The organism is Phycisphaeraceae bacterium (assembly GCA_019636795.1).
Lineage (GTDB): Bacteria > Planctomycetota > Phycisphaerae > Phycisphaerales > UBA1924 > JAHBWW01.
In genome coordinates this window covers 211,044-231,060 of the sequence record JAHBWW010000001.1, presented here as the reverse complement: position 1 = coordinate 231,060, position 20,017 = coordinate 211,044, and the positions used below count along the sequence as shown (strand labels likewise).

Genomic DNA, 20,017 nt, shown 5'->3' with positions numbered 1-20,017 from the left:
AGACTCAGGCCCGGGCTTCCTTGACGATCTTCTCTACCGCATCAAGCAGCTCGCTCGCGGCCTTTTCATGCGGTGCCTCAGCGATCAGACGCAGAATCGGCTCGGTGTTGCTCGCGCGCACATGCACCCAGCTGTCCGCGAAATCAACCCGCACGCCATCTTGCAGATCAACCTTCTGCCCCGCGTACGCCCGGGCAATCGCCGCCAGCGCCGGGTCTGCATCGCTTCGCTGCTTCAGGTCGGCCTTGCGCTTGACAATCGCGTACCGCGGCATGTCGGCGACCAGCTGGCTGATCGTCTTGCCAGATCGTGCAACAAGTCCCATCACCAGCGCCATGGCCGAGAGCGAATCGCGCACGAACGTGACCTGTGGCCAGATGACGCCGCCATTCCCCTCGCCACCAAGCACCGCCCCCGATGCCCTCATGGCCTCCACGACGTTGGCTTCGCCCACCGCCGTGCGCACGACGCGTGCGCCGTGCCGGGCCGCCACGTCGTCGATCATGCGGCTCGTGCTCAGGTTCGTGCACACGCTCTGCCCGCGTGCCGCAGACCCAAGTGCGCCAAGCACCGCCTCGGCCGCGAGCGCGAGCGTGTATTCTTCGCCAATGTAGCAACCCTGCTCATCGATGATCGCCAGTCGATCGGCGTCCGGGTCCTGCGCAAAGCCCACGCTCGCACCCAGCCCGCGCACCGCGTCGCACAATCCGCCCGGTTGGCTGAGGTTCTCAGCCGTCGGCTCGGGTGCATGCGGAAACACCCCCGAAGTTTCGCCATGCAGCATCACGCAGTGTGTGGGCGCGTGTGCAAAGAAAATGCTGTCAGCTTCGGGTGCCGATGCGTTGACCGCATCGACCACCACGCGCCTCACAAGCCCGCTCGCGCCCACCATACTCCACAAGTCATCGCCAAACAGGTCTTCGCAGGCGTTGAGCACGCGGGCAACATGAGTGCCGGGTGCTTCGTGCTCGTGCCAGACGCTGGGTATCCGGTCGCCGGGCACGAAGCCAGATCCCCCCGCCTGATAGGCTGCGACAATGGCAGCCGCATCATGCGCCGACGGAGCACACGCATCGACGCCCTCAACCTTGGCTCTGCGAACCAGCACCTTAAGGCCATTCCACTCCTGCGGATTGTGGCTCGCCGTCACGATCATCGCGCCGTCAGCTTCCATCAGATCCGTCGCAACCCCCACCGTCGGCGTTGTCGCCACTCCAAGCGAGCATACCCGAACACCCACCGCCTGCAACCCCGCAATCGCCAGACGTTCGATCATCTCCCCGCCCGCGCGACCGTCGCGACCCACAACCACCAGAGGCTCGCCGCCAGCGTGCTCACGCAGCCACGAACCGAACGCCGAGGCGTACCGCAACGCCACTTCCGGCGTCAGACTCTGGCCCACAATCCCACGCAGGCCGCTGACTCCAAGCATCAATGGTGCATCGGACATGAAATCTCCTCGAGGCGCACTGGCTGCGTTCTTGTCACAAACTGCATGATTTACCGCACCTACGCCGATCTATACTGTTCGAGTGTACGAGATCACAGTAGAGCATGTTTTCTCCGCAGCCCACAGCGTCCGCATCGCCGGGCAGAGCGAACCCCTGCATGGCCACGACTGGCGCGTCACCGCGACAATCACCGCCCCACGACTTGACGCCGATGGGTTCGTCTGCGACTTTCACGCAGCCGAAGAGGCCTTGGCCAAAGTGTGCCTGCCCTTCAAAAACCGGACACTCAACGATGTCCCACCATTTGCAGATGTGAACCCCTCCGCCGAACAGGTCGCCCGAGTATTGGCCGAGTCGCTCGCAGTGCTCCTGCATCCGATTCTGCCGCCAGACGCTCGCCTCGCGTCGCTCCGGGTGACTGAGGCTCCCGGTTGCGCCGCCACCTTCGTCGCGGAGAGCGCGCGATGACATACTTCCCGCCGGGGATGGGCATTGACGATGATCCGGACGGCCCGCTCAACACAAGCGAGGAACTGTTCCTCAATCGCGACCTCTCGTGGCTTGAGTTCAACCGCCGCGTTCTAGCCCAGGCCACCGACCCACGCGAACCGCTGCTCGAACGGGTCAAGTTTCTGGCCATCTTCTCATCAAACCTCGATGAGTTCTTCATGAAACGGGGCGGACTGCTGCGACAACGCATCCTCGCCGCCGCGTCCGATCCCGAAGCCGCCCAACATGCCGCCAACATCCTCCCGCGCGTGCGCAAGACCGTGCTCGAACTCGAAGCCGTGCAGGCCAACTGCTGGCAGAACGAGATCATCCCCGCGCTCGCCTCGTCCGGCATCAACATCGTCAACTACCTTGATCTGGACAGGATGTCACGAGACTCGATCGACGCCTGGTACATCGCCAACGTGTTTCCTGTTCTGACGCCCCTGGCCGTCGATCCGGGTCATCCGTTCCCGTTCATCTCGAACCTGTCCGAGAACATCGGCGTCATCGTCGGGCGCGAAGGGACCGACGAGCGGCTCTTCGCCCGCATCAAGATCCCCACGATGCTCAGCAGGTTCGTTCCCGTCGATGCGGGCAGCCGCGCATTCGTCCCGATCGAACAGATCCTGCTCAACAACCTCGACGACCTCTTTCCCGGCATGCGTATACACGAGTCGATGACCTTTCGTGTCACGCGAAGCGCCGTTACGAGGCTCGACTCCGAAGACGCTGACGACCTGCTCGAACACGTCGAGACACAACTGCGCATGCGCCGCTTCGCCAGCGCGGTACGCGTCGAAGTCGATACCCATGTCTCGAACGAAGTCCTCGGGTTTATCACCGACGAACTCGGCCTCGGACCCGAAGACGTCTATCAGCGCGGAGGCCCGCTCGACTACGGCGGCCTGTTCACCATCGCCGACCTCCCGGTGCGCGAACTCAAGGACACCCCCTGGACCCCATGCCCCGTACCCGACCTTGCACGCGAGGGCGGAAGCGACATTTTCTCGCGCATTCGCGAGCGAGACATTCTTCTGCACCACCCCTACGAATCATTCACCGACTCCGTCGAACGCTTCATCGCCGAAGCCGCCCGCGACCCGGATGTGATCGCCATCAAGCAGACCCTTTATCGAACCAGTCGCGATTCTCCGTTCGTAACATCACTCGTCAAGGCCGCAGAACGGGGAAAGCAGGTTGCCTGCCTCGTCGAGCTGCGCGCCCGATTCGACGAAGACAAAAACGTGCGCTTCGCCCGCCAACTCGAAAAGGCCGGCGTCCACGTGGCCTACGGCGTCGTGGGCCTCAAGACTCACTGCAAGTGTTCCCTCGTCGTTCGACGTGAGACCAGCGAAGGCCGCGACGGTCTGCACTGCTACGCCCACCTCGGCACAGGCAACTACCACCCCAAAACCGCCCAGCTCTACACCGACATCGGACTCCTCACCGATGACCCCGAGATCACCGCAGACGTAGTCGACCTCTTCAACGTAATGACCGGCCGCGCACGACCGGCACAGTATCGCAAACTGCTCGTTGCACCAACACACATGCGCGAAGCGTTCGTCGCCATGATCGCTCAGGAAACCGAACTGGCCCGCACAGGACGCAACGGCCGCATCATCGCCAAGATGAACGCACTCGAAGACAACATCATCACCGAAGCGCTCTACGAAGCCTCTCGCGCTGGTGTCCAGATCGACCTCATCGTGCGCGGCTTCTGCTGCCTTCGCCCGGGCGTCCCCGGCATGTCCGACAACATCCGCGTCCGGTCCGTCATCGGGCGCTTCCTCGAACACTCCCGCATTTTCTACTTCGGCAGCGGAGCCGACGACCCTCTCGATGGCTCGTTCTGGTTCAGCAGTGCCGACTGGATGTACCGCAACCTCAGCGCCCGCGTCGAAGCCGCCTGCCCGGTTCAGGGCAGAGACACCCGCGCACGACTCTGGCACATCCTCGACGTGCTTCTGCGCGATCAGTCTCAGGCGTGGGTACTCGAACCTGACGGCTCGTACCGCGAACTGCGCCCACCACCCGACGCCGACCCCAACAGTCCCGAAGTCATGGGCTCATTCGCCACCATGATGGCCGACGCACGCCTGCGGGCGTTCGAGTGAGCCGCCCCCCACAACAAGTGTCGCAGGATCAGCCATTCTGAACAAAAAAAGACAAGCCCCGACCAAAATCGGGGCCTGACTTTGAATGAGAGAGAGACTGACTATTGTGCTACCGTCTTCAAACCGCTCCGGCGTGCGTTAACACCCCCCAGCGGTCCTACCGTACCCATACGGAATAGACCACATGAATGGTGTTTCGTCCACCTATCCTGCCAGCGATTTTTCGGGCGTGCAAGCAAAAATCATGTAACCGTCTTGATTCAAAGAACTTCGAAGTGGAAAACTGGGCAAGAAAATTTCACTTCTTTGCCCCCGCCTGACCTCCCGGGGATCCTCATCGCTTGGGTGCAATGGCTGTGCTCACCCCTAATTGGGTGCCCAGTGGTCGCACAGGCCCGGCCTTCATTCGTTCCGTCGCCCGCTTCGCATTGGCATCGCTGAACTCTGTCCCGATGAAGTTCCGACCCATCGCCAGCGCCATCACCCCCGTTGTCCCCGAGCCGAGGAAGGGATCGAGCACCAGATCGCCGGCATTTGAAGAACACGCGACCACCCGTTCGAGGTAGGCCTCGGGCAACTGGTTGTCGTGCCCGTGTCGGCGTTCCTTGTTGTTGCCCTGAATGCGCCCCCAGAACGGCCCGTACCACACATCCATCGGCACCCGATGCCCCGCAGGCAGCCCGTCGCGCTTCGACTCGGTCCGCGCGTCCTTGTAGATCGCACGTCGGTCTGACAGTTCCAACACCGCTTCGGGGTTCCAGGTCCGCCTGGCTGCATCGCGGGCGAAGTACAGCGCGTGCACCTTGGAGTTGATGAACCGCCCCTTGGTGTTCTGTCCGAACCTGTAGTGCCACACACACCAATTAATCATGGTGAGACCCCGAGCCTTGAGATGAACAACAATCTCGGCTGCGTGGTCATCAGGAATATTCACCCACATCGACCCGGTGGGTGCAAGTGATTGCACACACAGGTCGAGCCAGTCTCTCGTGAACTGCGCATATTCCTCGGCGGGCATGGCGTCGTCCCACTGGTCATAAGCCCGGTTCCAGTTGAACGGCGGATCGGCGAAGACCAGATCAATCCGGCTCTCGCGCACTTGCGGCAAACGCGCGAGGATCTCGCGGCAGTCGCCGACATACACCTCCCCAGTTGCGCCCGTCCTGGCATCCTTCACAACGCGAGCCCTGGGCGCGCGCCCAGATCGCGCAACGGGCTTTGGTTCTCTCTCAACAGAGGTCATACGAGCAGCATAGCGGCCCTATGTGCGTCGCGCTCTCAGCGCCTCTTGAACAAGCGAGCTGGGGTTCGCCAGGATTTGTGCGCAACACGCGCGCCACAGGCGATGCCGCCGCGCCCGTGCAACCCGGCCCCCACCAGTTGCGGCTTTGATCACCCGCATTGCCACCGAACTCCGAGGAAAGCACCCGAACGCAATCGGTTCAAGCGACAGGTCTCGCAGCATGCGCACAAGCCCAGCTTCACTCGCCGCGGCACGCCCGATCGCAACGGTATCGAGCACCGTGATGCGCCAGCGCCCTTCTCGCCACTCGGCCATGAGGTTCGAGGGCTTCGAGTCTCGGTTGATGAGCCCGCACTCCTGAATCGCGGGCAACATGCGACCGACCGTCAGTGCGAGATTGCGCTCGCGCGCAAAATCGAGATCGCCGCACGCCAGCAGGTCGAAAACTGTCGCGCCGGGCACCGCCTCAAGGACGAGCAATTCATGCCGCACCAGGCCCGCAGAGGCGCGCAGGATTGCGACGCACCCTGCGGCCAAAAACCCTTCCGATACAAGGCGCTCAGCCCCACGCCACTGACGCGCATGCTGCGATAGGCCCACGAGTGATTGAACGAGGCGGTACAAGCTGTCAAGCGGCCGAGCCTTGATGACAATGTCGCGCGCGCGCCCATCAAGAGTGACGGTCGCTCGCCACACTCCCCCTCCGCCGGGCTCTGGGCTCTTGAGGCAGACGACATCCGCAGCCCCCTCCAACGCGTCGTGCCACTGGCTGGCGGCATACCCCCAGCCCGCGGCGTATCGCACGACTGCCGGATTGCCGGTTGGATGATCGGGCATGAGAACACGGTAGCGACACGGCAAGGCCGACCACAGAACACGGTGAGCAGTTGGTAGGGATCGATTAGATCTGTGGGGGATTTGCCGCCGACGGAATTGACACTAATTTTTCTTGTGAAACGGGCAAATACCTGATATATTGACCTCCAAACATTATCGGCGGGAATGCCGACATTCGGGTCTTGGGATGATGAATAAGGAGGCACAAGATGCTGTGGTCATCACGAATTCACTGGACTATCGCCGCACTCGGAGTCTGGACAGCCGGGGCTCTCGGGCAACAGCTGGAGCCCCAACCGGATCTCTCCGGGTGCCCGTGCACTTGGCCAGACGTCGACACCCGGGCTGGCGGACATCAGTTCAGCCCCATCAACATCGCGGACAACCTGCTTGTCTATCCGCGCAGCCTTCCTGCGTTGACCTTTATCTATCCGATGGCCGACTTGCTCGTGCATGATCCTGGCGGTGCACATACTGGTGTGCAGGCCAACAAAATCGGTTTCGTGCATGTGCCAAACGTGCCTGACCCGGTGATCCCCGGCGCAGTCCTGATCATCGGGGGCGTGACCTACGAGTTGGTTCAGTTTCACTTCCACGTTCGTTCCGAGCACAAGAGGAACGGCAATGACTACGCGATGGAAATGCACCTGGTCCACAGGAAACAAGGAGGTACCAATCTGGTCGTCGTTGGTCGATGGATTGAGCCTGTTTCGGGCGGAATGTTCCACCAGGAACTTGACAAAATCTTCGGGATGGGGCAGCTGTACGACAATGCGCTGCCCATGCCGTGCCGGTTGCCGTTCAACGAATTGGGCTTCGACCTCAGCACGCTCCTGCCCGCGATGCCGCCACTCGCTCCTCACCCCGCGACTTTTCGCTATCACGGTTCGTTGACCGCTGTGGGCGATCAGGCCACGAAAGTCGATTGGATCATTTTTGAGGACACCATGGGGCTCTCGCACGCCCAGATCAACGAGATGTGGAATTACCTGAACAACTGCCCGCCCGCGGCTCGTCAGGGGTCCAATGCAACAGCACCTTTTGCTCTCAAACCCGTGTGGCCGCCGTTCAAAGTCAGCACCGATATCATGCCCGGCCCGAAGACCGATGTTAATGGCGATGGCTCGATTGACTTCTTCGACGCGCTGGTCTTCCTCGGGTGGTGGTCGCTGAGCAACGAGCGCGCCGACTGGAACGGCGACTACAGCGTTGACTTCTTCGATTTGGCCGATTATCTCAATGACTTCGCCGCCGGGCTTTAAGCGTTGTTGGTCACCCACAACCGGGTAAGCATCGCGTGGACCGGGGCGAGGCGGCGGGTGCAATCGGTTTCATCGGACGATTGAAACACCCGACCCGCCTAGCGTTGACGCAATGCGCGACGCCGATGCGATCAATCGTCCGCCGCTGTCCGTCGCCTTGATCTGCAAGGACGCCGCCCGAACTGTCGCGCGCACACTCGAGGCCGTCTGTGGCTGGGCCGACGATGTAATCGCCCTCGACAGCGGCTCGACCGATGGCACGCTCGACCTGCTCGCCCAGCACGGCGCGCGCGTCGAACGTGTCACGTGGCAGGGCTTCGTGCGCACGCGGCAGGCCTCGATCGACGCGGCCCGCTACGACTGGGTGCTGTGCCTCGATGCTGACGAATCGCCTGATGATGCGATGAAGCGGTCGATCGATGCGTTTCTGGCCTCGCCCGAGGCCGAAGTGTGCGCTGGAGCGACACTCAACCGCAAGATCTGGTATCGCGAAAAACCACTGAACTTCGCGTGGCAGCCCGAGCGGCGGTTGCGGCTGATTCATCGTGCGCGAGCACATTCGGGCGGGCTCGACCCTCATGCTGAACTTGTGCCCAACAAAGCCGATGCGCGGCTTGGCGCCGTGGCGGGCACACTGCGGCACGATGGGTTCGTCACCTTCGCCGAGCAACTCGCCAAAGACCTCGGCTATGCGCGCACAATGGCCGCCAGTCTGCACGCGCGCGGCGTCCGAGGCTCGACCGGCCGCATCATCACCAGCCCCATCGGCGCGTTCGCCAAGCAGTTGATTCTCAAGCAGGCGTGGCGCGACGGCTGGCCCGGGTGGTGCGCCGCCGCTTCGACCGCCTCTGCCACACTCGCAAAGCACATCTGCCTCGTGGAGTTGACGCGTAGCGACTCAGGAACTCGCGGGCGCTCTGCCTGAATGTTGTGCTCGACGAAGTGTGCGGGTGGCCTTGGCGCCTCCTGCCAGAGCGCGCATCATCGACTTAAGACCACCGCTGAAACCGTGAGCTTTGAGCAGCCGACGCGTGTAGAGGTCGGGATGCACGCGCGAAAGACTCTCGGGGTCTACTGGCGCCACGCAACGGCGCAGATCGCTGACGCGCTCGTGTTTGACGTACAGCACGATATTCTGGCGATACCACACATCGATGCGCGGGTCACTCCAGATCGCGGGGCGAATGGTGTCGATGGCGCAAAAGCCCAGGTCTGCAAACTGCCGCCCCCAATAGGACTGCCACTGTTCATTAACATGGTGGTTGCCGCCCTGGCACGGCACCGCAGCGGAGAACAGCACAAAGTCGGCAAGCTCCGTCAATGCCCGCACCAGCGCAGCGCCTTGAGCATCGGTGATGTGCTCGGCCACTTCGAGCGAGATGGCCAGGTCAAATCGTCGGTCGATGTCGATCGGCTTGCGCAGGTCGATCGTGCGGAATCGCTCAGCATCGATCGCAAGCATTGAAGGGTCCAGCCAGTCACCTTCTGCGCCCACAATGTCTTCGACCCCGCGATCGCTGATGGCCGCCAGCCAGGTACCGACCCCGCAGCCGATATCGATGCACGAACGGATCGGCGGAAGTACATCGAGAACAAGATCCATCACGCGATCGGCTGCAAACCGCGTCCGCTCGTCGAGGCCTTCATAAAAACATCGGTCGTACTGGCGCATCGCAACTCCTGCACGCGTCGGCTCCGTGCGGCCCTGCCCGAACAACGAGACTCTAGCGAGGCGGCTGCCAACTGCTCGACAAACGAAATGTAGAAGTCCGCGCCGCCGCACCATGCTCCGGGTGGCTATCCTTCGTATCTACAACGGGTTGGCCCGGGCTTCGGCCCGCGGGCCTCCAGCACTGAGGATATGAATGATCGAACCGAATGAGCCAGAAGCCTCCGGACAGGCTGAAGGAAGCAGCGAAGACAAGCCCCGCAAAAAGCGCCGTCGTCGTCGCCCGCGCAAGCCCGGCGAGGCCAATGCAGCCGCAGGGACCAGCTCCGATGCATCGCCGGCACCCGAAGCATCGCAGCGCGCGCCGCGTGAAGATCGCCACGACCGCGAAGGCCGAGGCCCGCGTCGCAAGAAACGCTCGGGGCGCCCCCACGAGAATGAGCCTGATCCGACACAATCATTGCGCGAGCGCAAAAGAGAAACAGACCGAGCCTGGGATCCAACGATCTTCGACATCGGCCAGACCTTCGAGTCGATCGGGCTTCGCGAAGAGGTTGTCCGCGCTTGCACCGCCGCCGGGTTCAAGCACCCGACGAAGATTCAGGCCACGCTTGTGCCGGTGGCATTGACGGGCCGCGACGTGCTGGGTCAAGCCAAAACCGGCACGGGCAAGACTGCTGCGTTTGCCCTTCCCTTGCTGCACCAGATCGAAGCGGGCACGCCTTTCCAGGCCATCATTCTCGCGCCAACGCGCGAACTGGCGATTCAGATTCAACAGGACTTTGCCGAACTGGGCCGCTTCACCGACCTGACCTGCGTCGCGATCTATGGCGGGCAGAGCATCAACGCTCAGGCTGAAAAACTCAAGAAAGGCCCCGAGATCATCGTCGGCACGCCGGGGCGCATCCTTGACATGATCGACCGCCGCTACCTCTCGCTTGCCCACGTCCGGCACGCGGTGCTCGACGAAGTGGACCGAATGTTTGACATCGGCTTCCGCGACGACATCCGGGCGATTCTGGCCAAGTGTCCGAAGGAACGCCAGACCGTGTTCGTTTCGGCAACGCTCTCGGCTGAAATCGAAGACCTCGCCCGGCGGCACATGACCAATCCCGAAAAACTCGTCGTCTCGGCGGGCAGTCTGACGGTCGAACTGGTCAAGCAACACTATCTGACCGTCGCGCCGTGGGACAAAAAGAGGCTGCTCGCACACCTTCTGACCCACGAGGCACCCGACCTGACGCTGGTGTTCTGCCGCATGAAGCGAACCGTCGATGACGTGGTCAAGTACCTCGCGCACAAAGGCATCGAAGCGCACGCGATCCATGGCGATATGCCACAGGGCAAGCGCAACGCGACGATGGAAAAACTGCGTCACGGATCGCTGGCGGTCCTGGTGGCCTCGGACCTGGCCAGCCGCGGCATCGATGTCGAAGGTATCACACATGTCGTGAACTACGACCTGCCCGAGGACCCCGACCTCTATGTGCACCGCATTGGACGCACAGCCCGCGCCGGTCGCGACGGCGTGGCGTGGAGCCTCGTGACCCCTGCACAAGGCGGCCTGCTGACACAGATCGAGCTGCTCATCAACGCGGAGATCCCGAAACTCGATTACCCCGACTTCGAGCCGCGCGAGAGGCCGAGCGACTGGCGCGATACTGCCCCCTCGGGCCAGCCGGTGGTCGAGGTGGTTGCTCCGCCGAAGGAAGAAAAGAACCGGTACGCCACGCCGCTTCCACCCGCAGCCGCTACAAAGGACGGCGAGGATCAGCAAGCCAAGTTCCCTGATGGTGTGGTCCCGACGAAGTTGCCGCCGCGATTGATGCGCGGGCGCGTCAAGCCAAGGGGGCGGTGAAGCGCGAAGTTTGAAGCGTTGCTGATGCGTGCACGTTTTTCAATGTGAAATATCCCTGCCGCGTACTCCATCGACAGTATGCAAGACCGGCAAGCCGATGATGGGACCCAACAAGAACCCGGAACACCCTCCGGGATATGCTCGTTGCAAATCGCTTGCCGGCGACGACTTGGCCGCGCCATCGACCAACGAAAAATTTAATTTGCCCGGCGCGTTGTGGTGGGTGCGCCAAGATTCCAGTGCGGGGTCTCGCTCAATAAACAAGCCCTTGCTTGAGGGAAACACAACCTCATGAATCATGACAGCACGAAGTTGTGTTGTCGAGTATTCTCGATACTCGCGCATCCAAAACTTGGGGTCGGCAACAAAACTTTGTGAATACCAATATTCCGATATTGGTCCGACTTCGTTGCTCCCGGGGGGATGAAAACTCGCCGAATGAACATTTCCACCGTAGTATTCGCCCGCCATTGCGATTGGCCATGATGCATATTGCGTAAAAACGAGCATTTCGGTGGAATACCCTCCCGCGGAGTGATGCGTGGGCTCAACAGATGCGACCGCGAGAAACGGAAGCGAGTCTTGATAGTCTCCCGCATAGACAAAAAAGACCTGTGTATGACTGCGCAGGTTGGCCAATGTTACTGATGCCAAGGCATGGCTCCGGCCGTAGTGTAAGCCGGGAACCAAAAGAGAAACTAACAACCCGACGATGACAATAACGATTACGACTTCAACAATTGTCCACCCCCGCCGCCCACTCTTCATGGTGTGTCTCCTTGAATTCCATGGCGAATTAAGAGGCCTGGTACAAGCAACAACACCAAGACGGCGTTTCGCCACAAGGCGCTAACTGCGTCTTGATTCATCCTGTTAAACAGATAGAGCTTTCCAAAACAGGCGCAATCGGGCGGCTCCGCAAAGGCGACATGAGCGACATAGATGGCGCTGTATATAACCAAGAGACCGATAGCGATAGATGAGACAACACGAAAAGAAATATTCGCAATCAAAAGCAACCCCAACAACAACTCAAAAACAGGCACCAATACGGTGATGATGGGGTGCGCCAAAGGCGGAACCAGGGTCCATGTTCCAACCGACACAGCAAACGATTGCAAGTCCGCCAGCTTTGTCACACCAGCAATCATCAGAATAAAAATTACAACAACCGAAGCCGCCTTGGCCACCCGAATACCCAGTTGTCGTTTACTGAGGTGGGAAAGGCTGGGCACAAATACCCCCAGGCGCAGTCTGGCTGATGGTGTTCGTTGTGTTGATGGTTACAACCATGCATCCGCCATACTCGTTGCGAATCGAAACTTCAACTGCACAGAAATTGTTTTCCATGTGGGACTGGGCCACTTGTAACCCACTTGCGGCCTCCCTCACCATAGTAACAGGAGAAAACCAAAAAGGGTTCGCACTGCCGCATGTGGGATCGTGGTTTTGCTGAATGACCCAGTCGCAGCTGTTGCTGTCGTACTGTTGCCAACATACAGCGTATGCTGCGGCGACAACACACCCCGTGCCAAGGGCAATGAGTCCGAATCGATTAGGGAGTTTCAACATTCTTCCAGTCCTTTCAAGTAAAAGTGATCAGCGTGTTTGCCACTGTCGTCTCGCGATAAGTAGCCCTGTTGTCAGCAACCCGGCCAACAGCAACCAGCCTGTCCACCTTAAGATGCCACTACTCTTCGATGACACTATCGCGTCATGCAACGGAACTTTGATCGGGGTTTCTGCGTCCAGATTTGTCACATAGACGCCCTGCCCTCTTCTGTAGTCGACCATGGAAGTCGGGCTTGTTCTGCCGCGAACTGTATCGACCTTGCCGACTTCTGGAATCCGGCCAATTTGTTCAAACTCTTCCCGAAAAATCCTTGATGTGCCGGTCAGAATGATCTCGCGGTACAAATATCCTCCAGGCCGAATTTCTTGCACTCGCTCCGGCACAGGAGTCGCAAAGCCATCATGCTCGACCGGCTCACCAAATCGTGCCTTGAAGCCAACTCCGGCAGGATACCGATCGTTTCGAACAATCTCCCATTCCGAAATCCATACCGTTTCGCCATCGCTCGAAATCTGGCCACGCCATCGCAAAATCTTGGTTTTGTCGGGATTTGCGGCGTAGCCAACCCACCCGTTTTCATCAAACATGGACGATACGGGCTGCAAGTCGGATGCCATGCCGACACCCATGCCAAAAAAAACAACTTGGCACACCTCTTCTTTTCGACGCAATAGACTTACGTCTGGTTCGCGCGCTGCTGGCATCGTGTCAACATGTCCATACATCATTTGCGGCGGAGTCAGAGACCACACCTGATTGCCGCGACGACCGAAATCCGCGTACGGGGTCAACTCCAACTGGTGGTCCTGAGAAATCCTCCAGTTCGTGATGTTCCAGTGCCATACGCGATAGTCAACGCGATCCATGCCAAGTTCGAGCAGCCGCCTCTCTCTGTGTACAGCCAGATGCCTTGGGCTATCAGGTCGTCCCTCGATCTCGCGGGAAAGCGCATCAACTTGTGCCTGGGTCATCGATGGATACAGAACAGTCTCAAACTGCACATACATTTGATTAGGAAAGACGTAGGACTGTGATTCACTCCATAGATCGGAAAACCACGCAAGCGATCCCGCGGGGTCCGACGAGGATGCTGTGGCTGCCAACCACAACGAGGCCAGAGATGAAACACCTGCCCAAAGCATTGAGGAAGGATACCCCCCCCCCCCCCCCTCTGTGTCAATCGCCCGCAGAATTGCCCCCCCAAGAACCGCCGCCGTATTAACGGGGTAGCCTCCGCCACCGGTGCTTACAACCTCTGCGCCGCCAGACTAGCCAGTTCGCTGCGTTCGCTGCGGGCCAGCGTGACGTGGCCCACGAGGCCGAGGCCCTTCATCTTCTCGACCGCATAACTCAGGCCGTTGGATGCCGAATCGAGATACGGATTGTCAATCTGCCCGATATCGCCGGTCAGGACGATCTTGGTCCCTTCGCCCACCCGGCTGATGATCGTCTTGACTTCGTGTGGCGTCAGGTTCTGTGCCTCATCGACGATCATGAACTGGTGCGGTATCGAGCGGCCGCGAATGTAGGTCAGCGGCTCAAGCACCAGTCGCCCGTCGGCCATGAGTTTGGTGATGCGCTGCTCGGGCGAGAGGCTTTCAGGGGCCTGCATGTGCGAGCCGCGCGTCGAAAGCAGATAGCCGAGATTGTCGAAAATCGGCTGCATCCACGCGGTGAGTTTTTCATCCTTGTCGCCCGGAAGGTATCCGATATCGCGCCCCATCGGCATGATCGGCCGCGCGACGAGCAGTTTGTCGTAGCGCTGTTCGTTGAACACCTTGTGCATGCCCGCCGCCAGCGCGAGCAGCGTCTTGCCCGTGCCCGCCGAGCCGAGCAGGGTGATGAGTCGGATCTCGTCATCGAGCAGCAGATCGAGCGCCATGGTCTGCTGCACGTTGCGAGCCATGATGCCAAACGTGGCTTTGCGTTGCGCTGTGACGGGCTGAACGTGCTCGGTGTCGGCCAACCGCCGCCCGAGGCCCGAGTGGGCCTCATCGCCCATGTCCTTCATGACCAGGAACTGGTTGGGCAGCAGTTCACGCACATAGGTTTCGCCCGCTTCGGTCGTCGTGGTCAGCACGTCTTCGAGCGACGCCAGCGAAAGCATGCGCTCGCGATACATTTCGTCGATCAGATCGCCGGGGGTCTCGGCTGCGATAAACCCCGTGTACAGCCGGTCGGCGTCGACCTTCTGGTTTTCGAAATCCTCGGTCCGGATGCCCAGCGCGTCGCTTTTGATCCGGGCCGAGAGATCCTTAGAGACAAACACAGCGCGGACGCCCTCTTTCTTCAGATGCCATGCGACCGCAATGATCTGATTGTCGGGCGATGTCTTGGCGATGACATTGGGGCGTTCATACTCAGTGACATCGATGCGAATGGTGCCGGTGGCCCCGTTGGGGCCGCGCGCGCTGGCCACGCCCGACGGGAGTTTGATGTGGCCCCAGTCGATGCCTTCGGTAAGTTTGCCCGCCTTTCGCAGGAGGTCGAGATGCCGAATGCATGCGCGGGCGTTGCGTCCGATGTCATCCTCGCGCCGCTTCATCGTGTCAAGCTCCTCGATGACGGGGAACGGGATGACGACGTTGTTCTCCTGAAAGACAAACAGCGCATTGGGGTTGTGGAGCAGGACGTTGGTGTCGAGCACAAAGTGCTTGATCTCGGCATCCTGCTTTGGTGTTGATGTGGTCGTGGGTGTGGTCGTCATCCTGGCTGGTGCTCCTCCGCCATGAGCAGCATAGCGACTCTACGCCCAGGCGAACACCGATCCGGCGATCAGCAGGCCCGCCACCACAAACGCACAGCCCGTTTTAATGATGGTCGAGGCGAAGCGCCCGATGGCGGCCCCCCCGCCGCATCGCGCAGCGTCGCACCATGGCTTTTTGGCAAACTTCATCTCTCCGAACACCGCCCCCAATCCCGCCCCGACGACAGCCCCGACGATCGTGCCGACCAGAGGGATGGGCAATAACACTGAGCCCGCGATCGCACCGACCAGGCCACCAACAATGCTCCAGAGTGCTCCGTGCTTTGTTCCCCCAGCCCTGGACGCCCCGACCGCCGACGCCGCGAAGTCGGCAATCTCTGCCAGCAGCCCGATTCCAACAGCCGCGCCGATTGTCCACCATTCGATCAGCCCCGGCTGCCACAGCGTCTTGATCAGAATCGTGCCCCCAATGGCGACCCATATCCCCGGAAGCGTCAACAGAGTCAGCGCAATGCCCAAAAGGGCAAGAACCACCACCACCGAAGCAGCAAAGGTCATCAACGCGCAGTCCTACCTGTCCGAGTCCGTGTCGGCTGCTTGAGAAGTTGGCGTTTCACTTGCATCCGATTCATTCGACGCGCTCGCAGAGGCTTCAGTCTTGCTGGCTTCTTCGCCGCCATCTTCTTCCGAACCGAAGGCTTCGCGTTCCATCTCCAGAATCCACTCCTCGACCAACCCGTGCCTATACGTATCAAAACGAAGGCTTTGCCCCCCCACTCGATCAACCTCGGGCTTGATCACCAGATACACGATAAACTTGTCCCACTTGCGCTTGTCGACCTCCTTGAGATCGGCGGGCGCGATGCGGGCACCGCTGGGCATGATGAGGGTTTTTGTGCCCGGCTCCCACCGGTACTTGGTGATCGCGACCTTGCCCACGAGAAACACAACCCATGCGCCGAGCCCATAGCCAATAACCATCATCAGCCACTGTGACGGGATGTCGTACGCCTTGAGCGGACTCGGTTGTGAAGCCGTCTGCCAGATAGTGTCCAGTGCATCCTTGCGCTGGCGTGGCGCCATCTGCGAAAACCCCGTGTTGTCCGGCGTCAGGTCGCCGACGCGAGACAATGCGGTCAGCCACTCGCGCCGCGCGAACGCGCTGCCACTCGTGTTGGCGCTCGGATTGGCATTCAGTCGTTCAAGTTCGGCGACTGGATCCAGCACTGGCGCGTTGCGCGTCAGGATTCCCGGATCGCGACCCGCACGAGACTCTTCTTCCAGCACGCTGAGATATTGCCACTCGGCCCACTCGGCATGCCGACGCCCACGATCCGGATACTTCCAAACCGCGTCATACAAAGCCCACGAACCGAATCCGAGCAGCACGACCGCAAAGACCCCCATCTTGCGCAGCCATCGCACCCCAATCGTCGAAGTCAGCACACCTTGATCCGTCGTCATCCAATCCTCCGCGATCCGTTCTAACCCTCGAGCGTGTTCTTTCGGTTCATTCTTCAGTCATTTCAAAAGCCCCGGCCCACCATTGTTCCGCGTATGCGCGGCCTTCCCGCTCAGTCATCATCGGTGCAAAACCACCCTCCGCCACAGGACGCGTCGGAATCCGCACGCACTTGCGCCCTCCTGTAATCGCCAACGTGAGCCATGCCGAATGCTCCGCCCGATATCTTTCCGCTGGCCCTTGCTGTTGAGGCCCAAACAAGTCCCAAAGCATACTTTGAGCATAGCCTGCGAGTGTCCGCCAATCCGAACTACGCCCGCTGTGCGAAACACGAACTCGACGCTTAGACTGCACCATTGCACACCGGGTTGTCAGGAGAACGTCCATGAGCAGCTACACACACCCCTTCGAGATTCGTACGGAAGAAACCCTCCGTATGCTCAGTGACACTGGGCAGTACAAGACATTGCAGGTGCTCGAAAGCCCTATGGATGCGACGGTGCGGATTCGCCACTCCGACGGCTCGGCCCGTCAGGTTCTGTGCTTCTGTTCCAACAACTACCTCGGACTGGCCAATGAGCCGCGAGTCGTGGAGGCCGGTATCGCTGCCCTCCGCAAGTACGGGGCGGGCACCGCCTCGGTTCGGTTCATCTGCGGCACGTTCGAACCACACGAACACCTCGAACGAACCATCGCCGAGTACATGGGAACAAGTTCGAGTTACTCCTTCGTCAGTTGCTGGACCGCGACCGAAGCCCTGTTCCCGACGTTCTGCGAAGCGGGCGACATCATCATCTCCGACGAACTCAACCACGCATGCATCATCGACGCGATCCGCCTGACTCCGATCATCAAGAAGGGCGTCAAGAAGACCGTCTACAAGCACTCTGATATGCAAAGCCTGCGCGATCGCCTGCGCGAAGCAGCATCTGACCCCGAAGTCACCGGACAGATCTGGGTTGTGACCGATGGCGTGTTCAGCATGGAAGGCGACATCGCCAACCTGCCCGCGATGCGACATCTGTGCGACGAGTTCAGCGCCCTGCTTGTTGTCGATGATTCGCACGGCCACGGTGTCATGGGCCGCACAGGTCGCGGCACGCACGAACACTACGGCCTCATTGGACGCAACGATATCGGCAACGTCGACGTCTTTACCGGCACACTCGGCAAGGCCCTCGGCGGGGCAGCAGGCGGCTTCGTCGCTGGCACCAGCGAAATGACCGACCTGCTGATCCAGCGCGCCCGCCCAACGCTCTTTTCCAACGCTTTGCCTGTCACGGTCGCCGCAAGCGCGGCCAAAGCCATTGAAATCGTCATGGACGAACCCGAGCGCGTCACCCGCCTCAAGAACAACGTCGAGACCGCGCGCGAAAAAATCGCACGCGCCGGATTCGAAGTCATCAGCTCTCCCACCGCGATCTGCCCAATCATCGTCGGCGAGACCGCGCAGGCGATCCGAATGTCCAAACGACTCCTTGAGCTCGGCGTCTTCGTCATCGGCTTCGGATACCCGGTCGTGCCCGAAGGGACCGCGAGACTGCGGATTCAACTCTCCGCCGCCCACACAGACGAACACATCTCAACCCTCGTCGACGCTCTCAAGAAACTTTGAGCCTCAGTGCTCCGCATTCTCGATATTGGCTTCGACGCGCAGGAACGCGCGCAGTTCGGTCAGGTTTGTAACGCTGGACGCAAGCCGCTGCGCGGTGTGGGGGTCCTTGAACGAGCGCGCGACGCTTGACAGAATCTCCAGGTGACGAGCGGCGTCTCGTGCAGGCGTAAGAATCAGGACGATCACGTGTACCGCCTCGCCGTCACTGGCATCAAAATCAATGCCCGCTCTGCTCAGACCAATGGCGACGATCGGCGCTTCGAGCTCTGCCAGCCGGGCGTGCGGAATGGCAAGCCCATGACCCATGGCCCCGCTGATGGCTCGCTCGCGCGCCAGCACCGCCGCTGCGGCAACATCCGCATCGACGCTCGCAGCCTCGGCCGCCACACGCGCCAGGCGGTCTACCGCAGCAATTCGATCCGCACCTTCCAGGTCTGCCACGAACGATTTTGCAACAACAAAGTCGAGCAGCGAAACCTGACGCTTCTTGCCAAAACTGCGCTGGATCAACACGCCTGCGCCCATCGAAGTTGCCAGGGCCATGACGACCAGAGCAACGAACAGTTTTTCGCCGATCAGCCCCGCTTCGAGCGCGAGCAACCCGAGGATAATCTCCATCGCTCCGCGCGCGTTCATGCCAAACCCGATCGCTCGCGACTCGCCCTTGCCAAACCCCATCCATCGGGCGGCAAAAGTGCACCCCACGATTTTGCCCACGCACGCAATAGCCAACACAAGCACAACCAGGCCAAGGTCGAAGTTCTGCACGAAGTCGGCCTTGAGCCCGATGCTGGCAAAAAACAGCGGCGCAAACACAAATGAAACAAACTGCTCAATCGTCGCGCGCGTCCGTCGGCGAAGATGCGCCGAATCTCCCAGCGCCACCCCAAAAATGAACGCGCCGAAGATCGCGTGAACCCCGATCCACTCGGTAAACGCTGCACACAACATCGTGCACGTCAGCGCAAACCCCAGCACCCCCCCGGGCCATTCCGTGTGGGCCTGAATCCACGGCAGGACGCGGTTAACCCCCCAGCGTCCGAAGGTCAACATCACGACCGTAAACACGACCGTCAGCAACATTGTCACGCTCGGGGTAAGCCCCTCTCCACCAGCACCCATCATCGCCAGAACGAACGCGAAGATGATCCAGCCAACGAGATCGTTAAGGACTGCCGCCGCAACGATCGTGATGCCAAGGTCCGTCTGGAATAAACGCAGATCAAGCAGAATTTTGACAATGACGGGCAGTGCCGTGATCGACATGGCCGTCGCAACGAACAACGCAAAGACCATCGTATTGGAATCTGGCAATGCGCCCATCAGCCCCGGCGCAAAATACGCCGGCACAAAACCAAGCACAAATGGCACCAGAATCCCAAATAAACCAACAACAAGAGCGTTTTTCCCCTGACGCCAGACCATCGAAAGATCGATCTCCATCCCCGCAACCAGCAGGAACAGCGAAATTGCGATGATGCTCAACGCCTCAAGCCCATTGGCGACCGCGCCCGACTGCGGGAACAACCACGACTGCGCCTCGGGCATCAAGGCCCCAAACACCGTTGGGCCCAGCAGGATGCCCGCAAGGATCTCCCCCAGCACCGCAGGCTGACGCATCAACTGCGCGATCTCCGCCGCGATGCGCGCGCACCCGAGCAGCACCGCGACCGCCAGAAAGAGCGCCGCAACATCTGTGTGCGAAAACCCTTGTGCCGCCAAGAGAACCAC

Annotated in this window: 17 protein-coding genes; 6 read left to right on the top strand and 11 right to left on the bottom strand. The window is 60.5% G+C overall.

Annotated elements, in window-relative coordinates:
- Window positions 1-4: 4 nt before the first annotated feature.
- Complete coding sequence (locus KF757_01005) at window positions 5-1,450, bottom strand: hypothetical protein (GenBank protein MBX3321545.1); 1,446 nt, start codon at window positions 1,448-1,450, stop codon at window positions 5-7.
- An 82-nt stretch (window positions 1,451-1,532) separates the two neighbouring features.
- On the opposite strand from KF757_01005, the gene KF757_01000 reads away from it, so the two are divergent.
- The gene (locus KF757_01000) at window positions 1,533-1,919 is read left to right on the top strand and encodes a 6-carboxytetrahydropterin synthase (GenBank protein ID MBX3321544.1); all 387 of its coding nucleotides are present in this window, start codon (window positions 1,533-1,535) and stop codon (window positions 1,917-1,919) included.
- Window positions 1,916-4,060: a polyphosphate kinase 1 gene (gene ppk1 / locus KF757_00995; GenBank protein ID MBX3321543.1), complete on the top strand. Its 2,145-nt coding sequence runs from the start codon at window positions 1,916-1,918 to the stop codon at window positions 4,058-4,060. Before KF757_01000 ends, ppk1 begins: the two co-directional genes overlap by 4 nt.
- A 334-nt stretch (window positions 4,061-4,394) precedes the next feature.
- Here ppk1 and KF757_00990 read toward each other — a convergent pair whose 3' ends face one another.
- The gene (locus KF757_00990; protein ID MBX3321542.1) at window positions 4,395-5,237 is read right to left on the bottom strand and encodes a hypothetical protein; all 843 of its coding nucleotides are present in this window, start codon (window positions 5,235-5,237) and stop codon (window positions 4,395-4,397) included.
- Window positions 5,238-5,321: 84 nt separating this feature from the next.
- Window positions 5,322-6,140: a hypothetical protein gene (locus KF757_00985; protein ID MBX3321541.1), complete on the bottom strand. Its 819-nt coding sequence runs from the start codon at window positions 6,138-6,140 to the stop codon at window positions 5,322-5,324.
- A gap of 209 nt (window positions 6,141-6,349) precedes the next feature.
- On the opposite strand from KF757_00985, the gene KF757_00980 reads away from it, so the two are divergent.
- Together KF757_00980 and KF757_00975 are read left to right on the top strand one after the other, a co-directional pair.
- Window positions 6,350-7,402: a carbonic anhydrase family protein gene (locus KF757_00980; GenBank protein ID MBX3321540.1), complete on the top strand. Its 1,053-nt coding sequence runs from the start codon at window positions 6,350-6,352 to the stop codon at window positions 7,400-7,402.
- Window positions 7,403-7,514: 112 nt separating this feature from the next.
- On the top strand, window positions 7,515-8,327 hold the full coding sequence (locus KF757_00975) for a glycosyltransferase family 2 protein (protein MBX3321539.1): 813 nt from the start codon (window positions 7,515-7,517) through the stop codon (window positions 8,325-8,327).
- Here KF757_00975 and KF757_00970 read toward each other — a convergent pair.
- The gene (locus KF757_00970) at window positions 8,301-9,074 is read right to left on the bottom strand and encodes a class I SAM-dependent methyltransferase (GenBank protein MBX3321538.1); all 774 of its coding nucleotides are present in this window, start codon (window positions 9,072-9,074) and stop codon (window positions 8,301-8,303) included. The two genes, KF757_00975 and KF757_00970, sit on opposite strands and share 27 nt — an antisense overlap.
- A 193-nt stretch (window positions 9,075-9,267) precedes the next feature.
- On the opposite strand from KF757_00970, the gene KF757_00965 reads away from it, so the two are divergent.
- Entirely contained in the window at window positions 9,268-10,929 is a 1,662-nt protein-coding gene (locus tag KF757_00965; GenBank protein ID MBX3321537.1) for a DEAD/DEAH box helicase, read from the top strand.
- Between the two features lie 39 nt (window positions 10,930-10,968).
- Here KF757_00965 and KF757_00960 read toward each other — a convergent pair whose 3' ends face one another.
- From KF757_00960 to KF757_00935, 6 genes are all read right to left on the bottom strand, one after another.
- The gene (locus tag KF757_00960; GenBank protein MBX3321536.1) at window positions 10,969-11,697 is read right to left on the bottom strand and encodes a hypothetical protein; all 729 of its coding nucleotides are present in this window, start codon (window positions 11,695-11,697) and stop codon (window positions 10,969-10,971) included.
- The gene (locus tag KF757_00955; GenBank protein MBX3321535.1) at window positions 11,694-12,164 is read right to left on the bottom strand and encodes a hypothetical protein; all 471 of its coding nucleotides are present in this window, start codon (window positions 12,162-12,164) and stop codon (window positions 11,694-11,696) included. Before KF757_00955 ends, KF757_00960 begins: the two co-directional genes overlap by 4 nt.
- A gap of 364 nt (window positions 12,165-12,528) precedes the next feature.
- Window positions 12,529-13,473, bottom strand: a complete 945-nt coding sequence (locus KF757_00950) for a hypothetical protein (GenBank protein MBX3321534.1) — start codon at window positions 13,471-13,473, stop codon at window positions 12,529-12,531.
- A 275-nt stretch (window positions 13,474-13,748) separates the two neighbouring features.
- On the bottom strand, window positions 13,749-15,209 hold the full coding sequence (locus KF757_00945) for a PhoH family protein (GenBank protein MBX3321533.1): 1,461 nt from the start codon (window positions 15,207-15,209) through the stop codon (window positions 13,749-13,751).
- A gap of 39 nt (window positions 15,210-15,248) precedes the next feature.
- A complete protein-coding gene (locus tag KF757_00940; GenBank protein ID MBX3321532.1) occupies window positions 15,249-15,767 on the bottom strand; it encodes a DUF456 domain-containing protein in 519 nt (172 codons plus the stop codon).
- Window positions 15,768-15,779: 12 nt separating this feature from the next.
- Window positions 15,780-16,673: a hypothetical protein gene (locus KF757_00935; GenBank protein MBX3321531.1), complete on the bottom strand. Its 894-nt coding sequence runs from the start codon at window positions 16,671-16,673 to the stop codon at window positions 15,780-15,782.
- A 383-nt stretch (window positions 16,674-17,056) separates the two neighbouring features.
- Between KF757_00935 and KF757_00930 the strand changes: the two genes are divergently transcribed.
- On the top strand, window positions 17,057-18,286 hold the full coding sequence (locus KF757_00930; GenBank protein MBX3321530.1) for an aminotransferase class I/II-fold pyridoxal phosphate-dependent enzyme: 1,230 nt from the start codon (window positions 17,057-17,059) through the stop codon (window positions 18,284-18,286).
- A gap of 3 nt (window positions 18,287-18,289) precedes the next feature.
- Here KF757_00930 and KF757_00925 read toward each other — a convergent pair whose 3' ends face one another.
- Entirely contained in the window at window positions 18,290-20,017 is a 1,728-nt protein-coding gene (locus tag KF757_00925) for a cation:proton antiporter (GenBank protein ID MBX3321529.1), read from the bottom strand.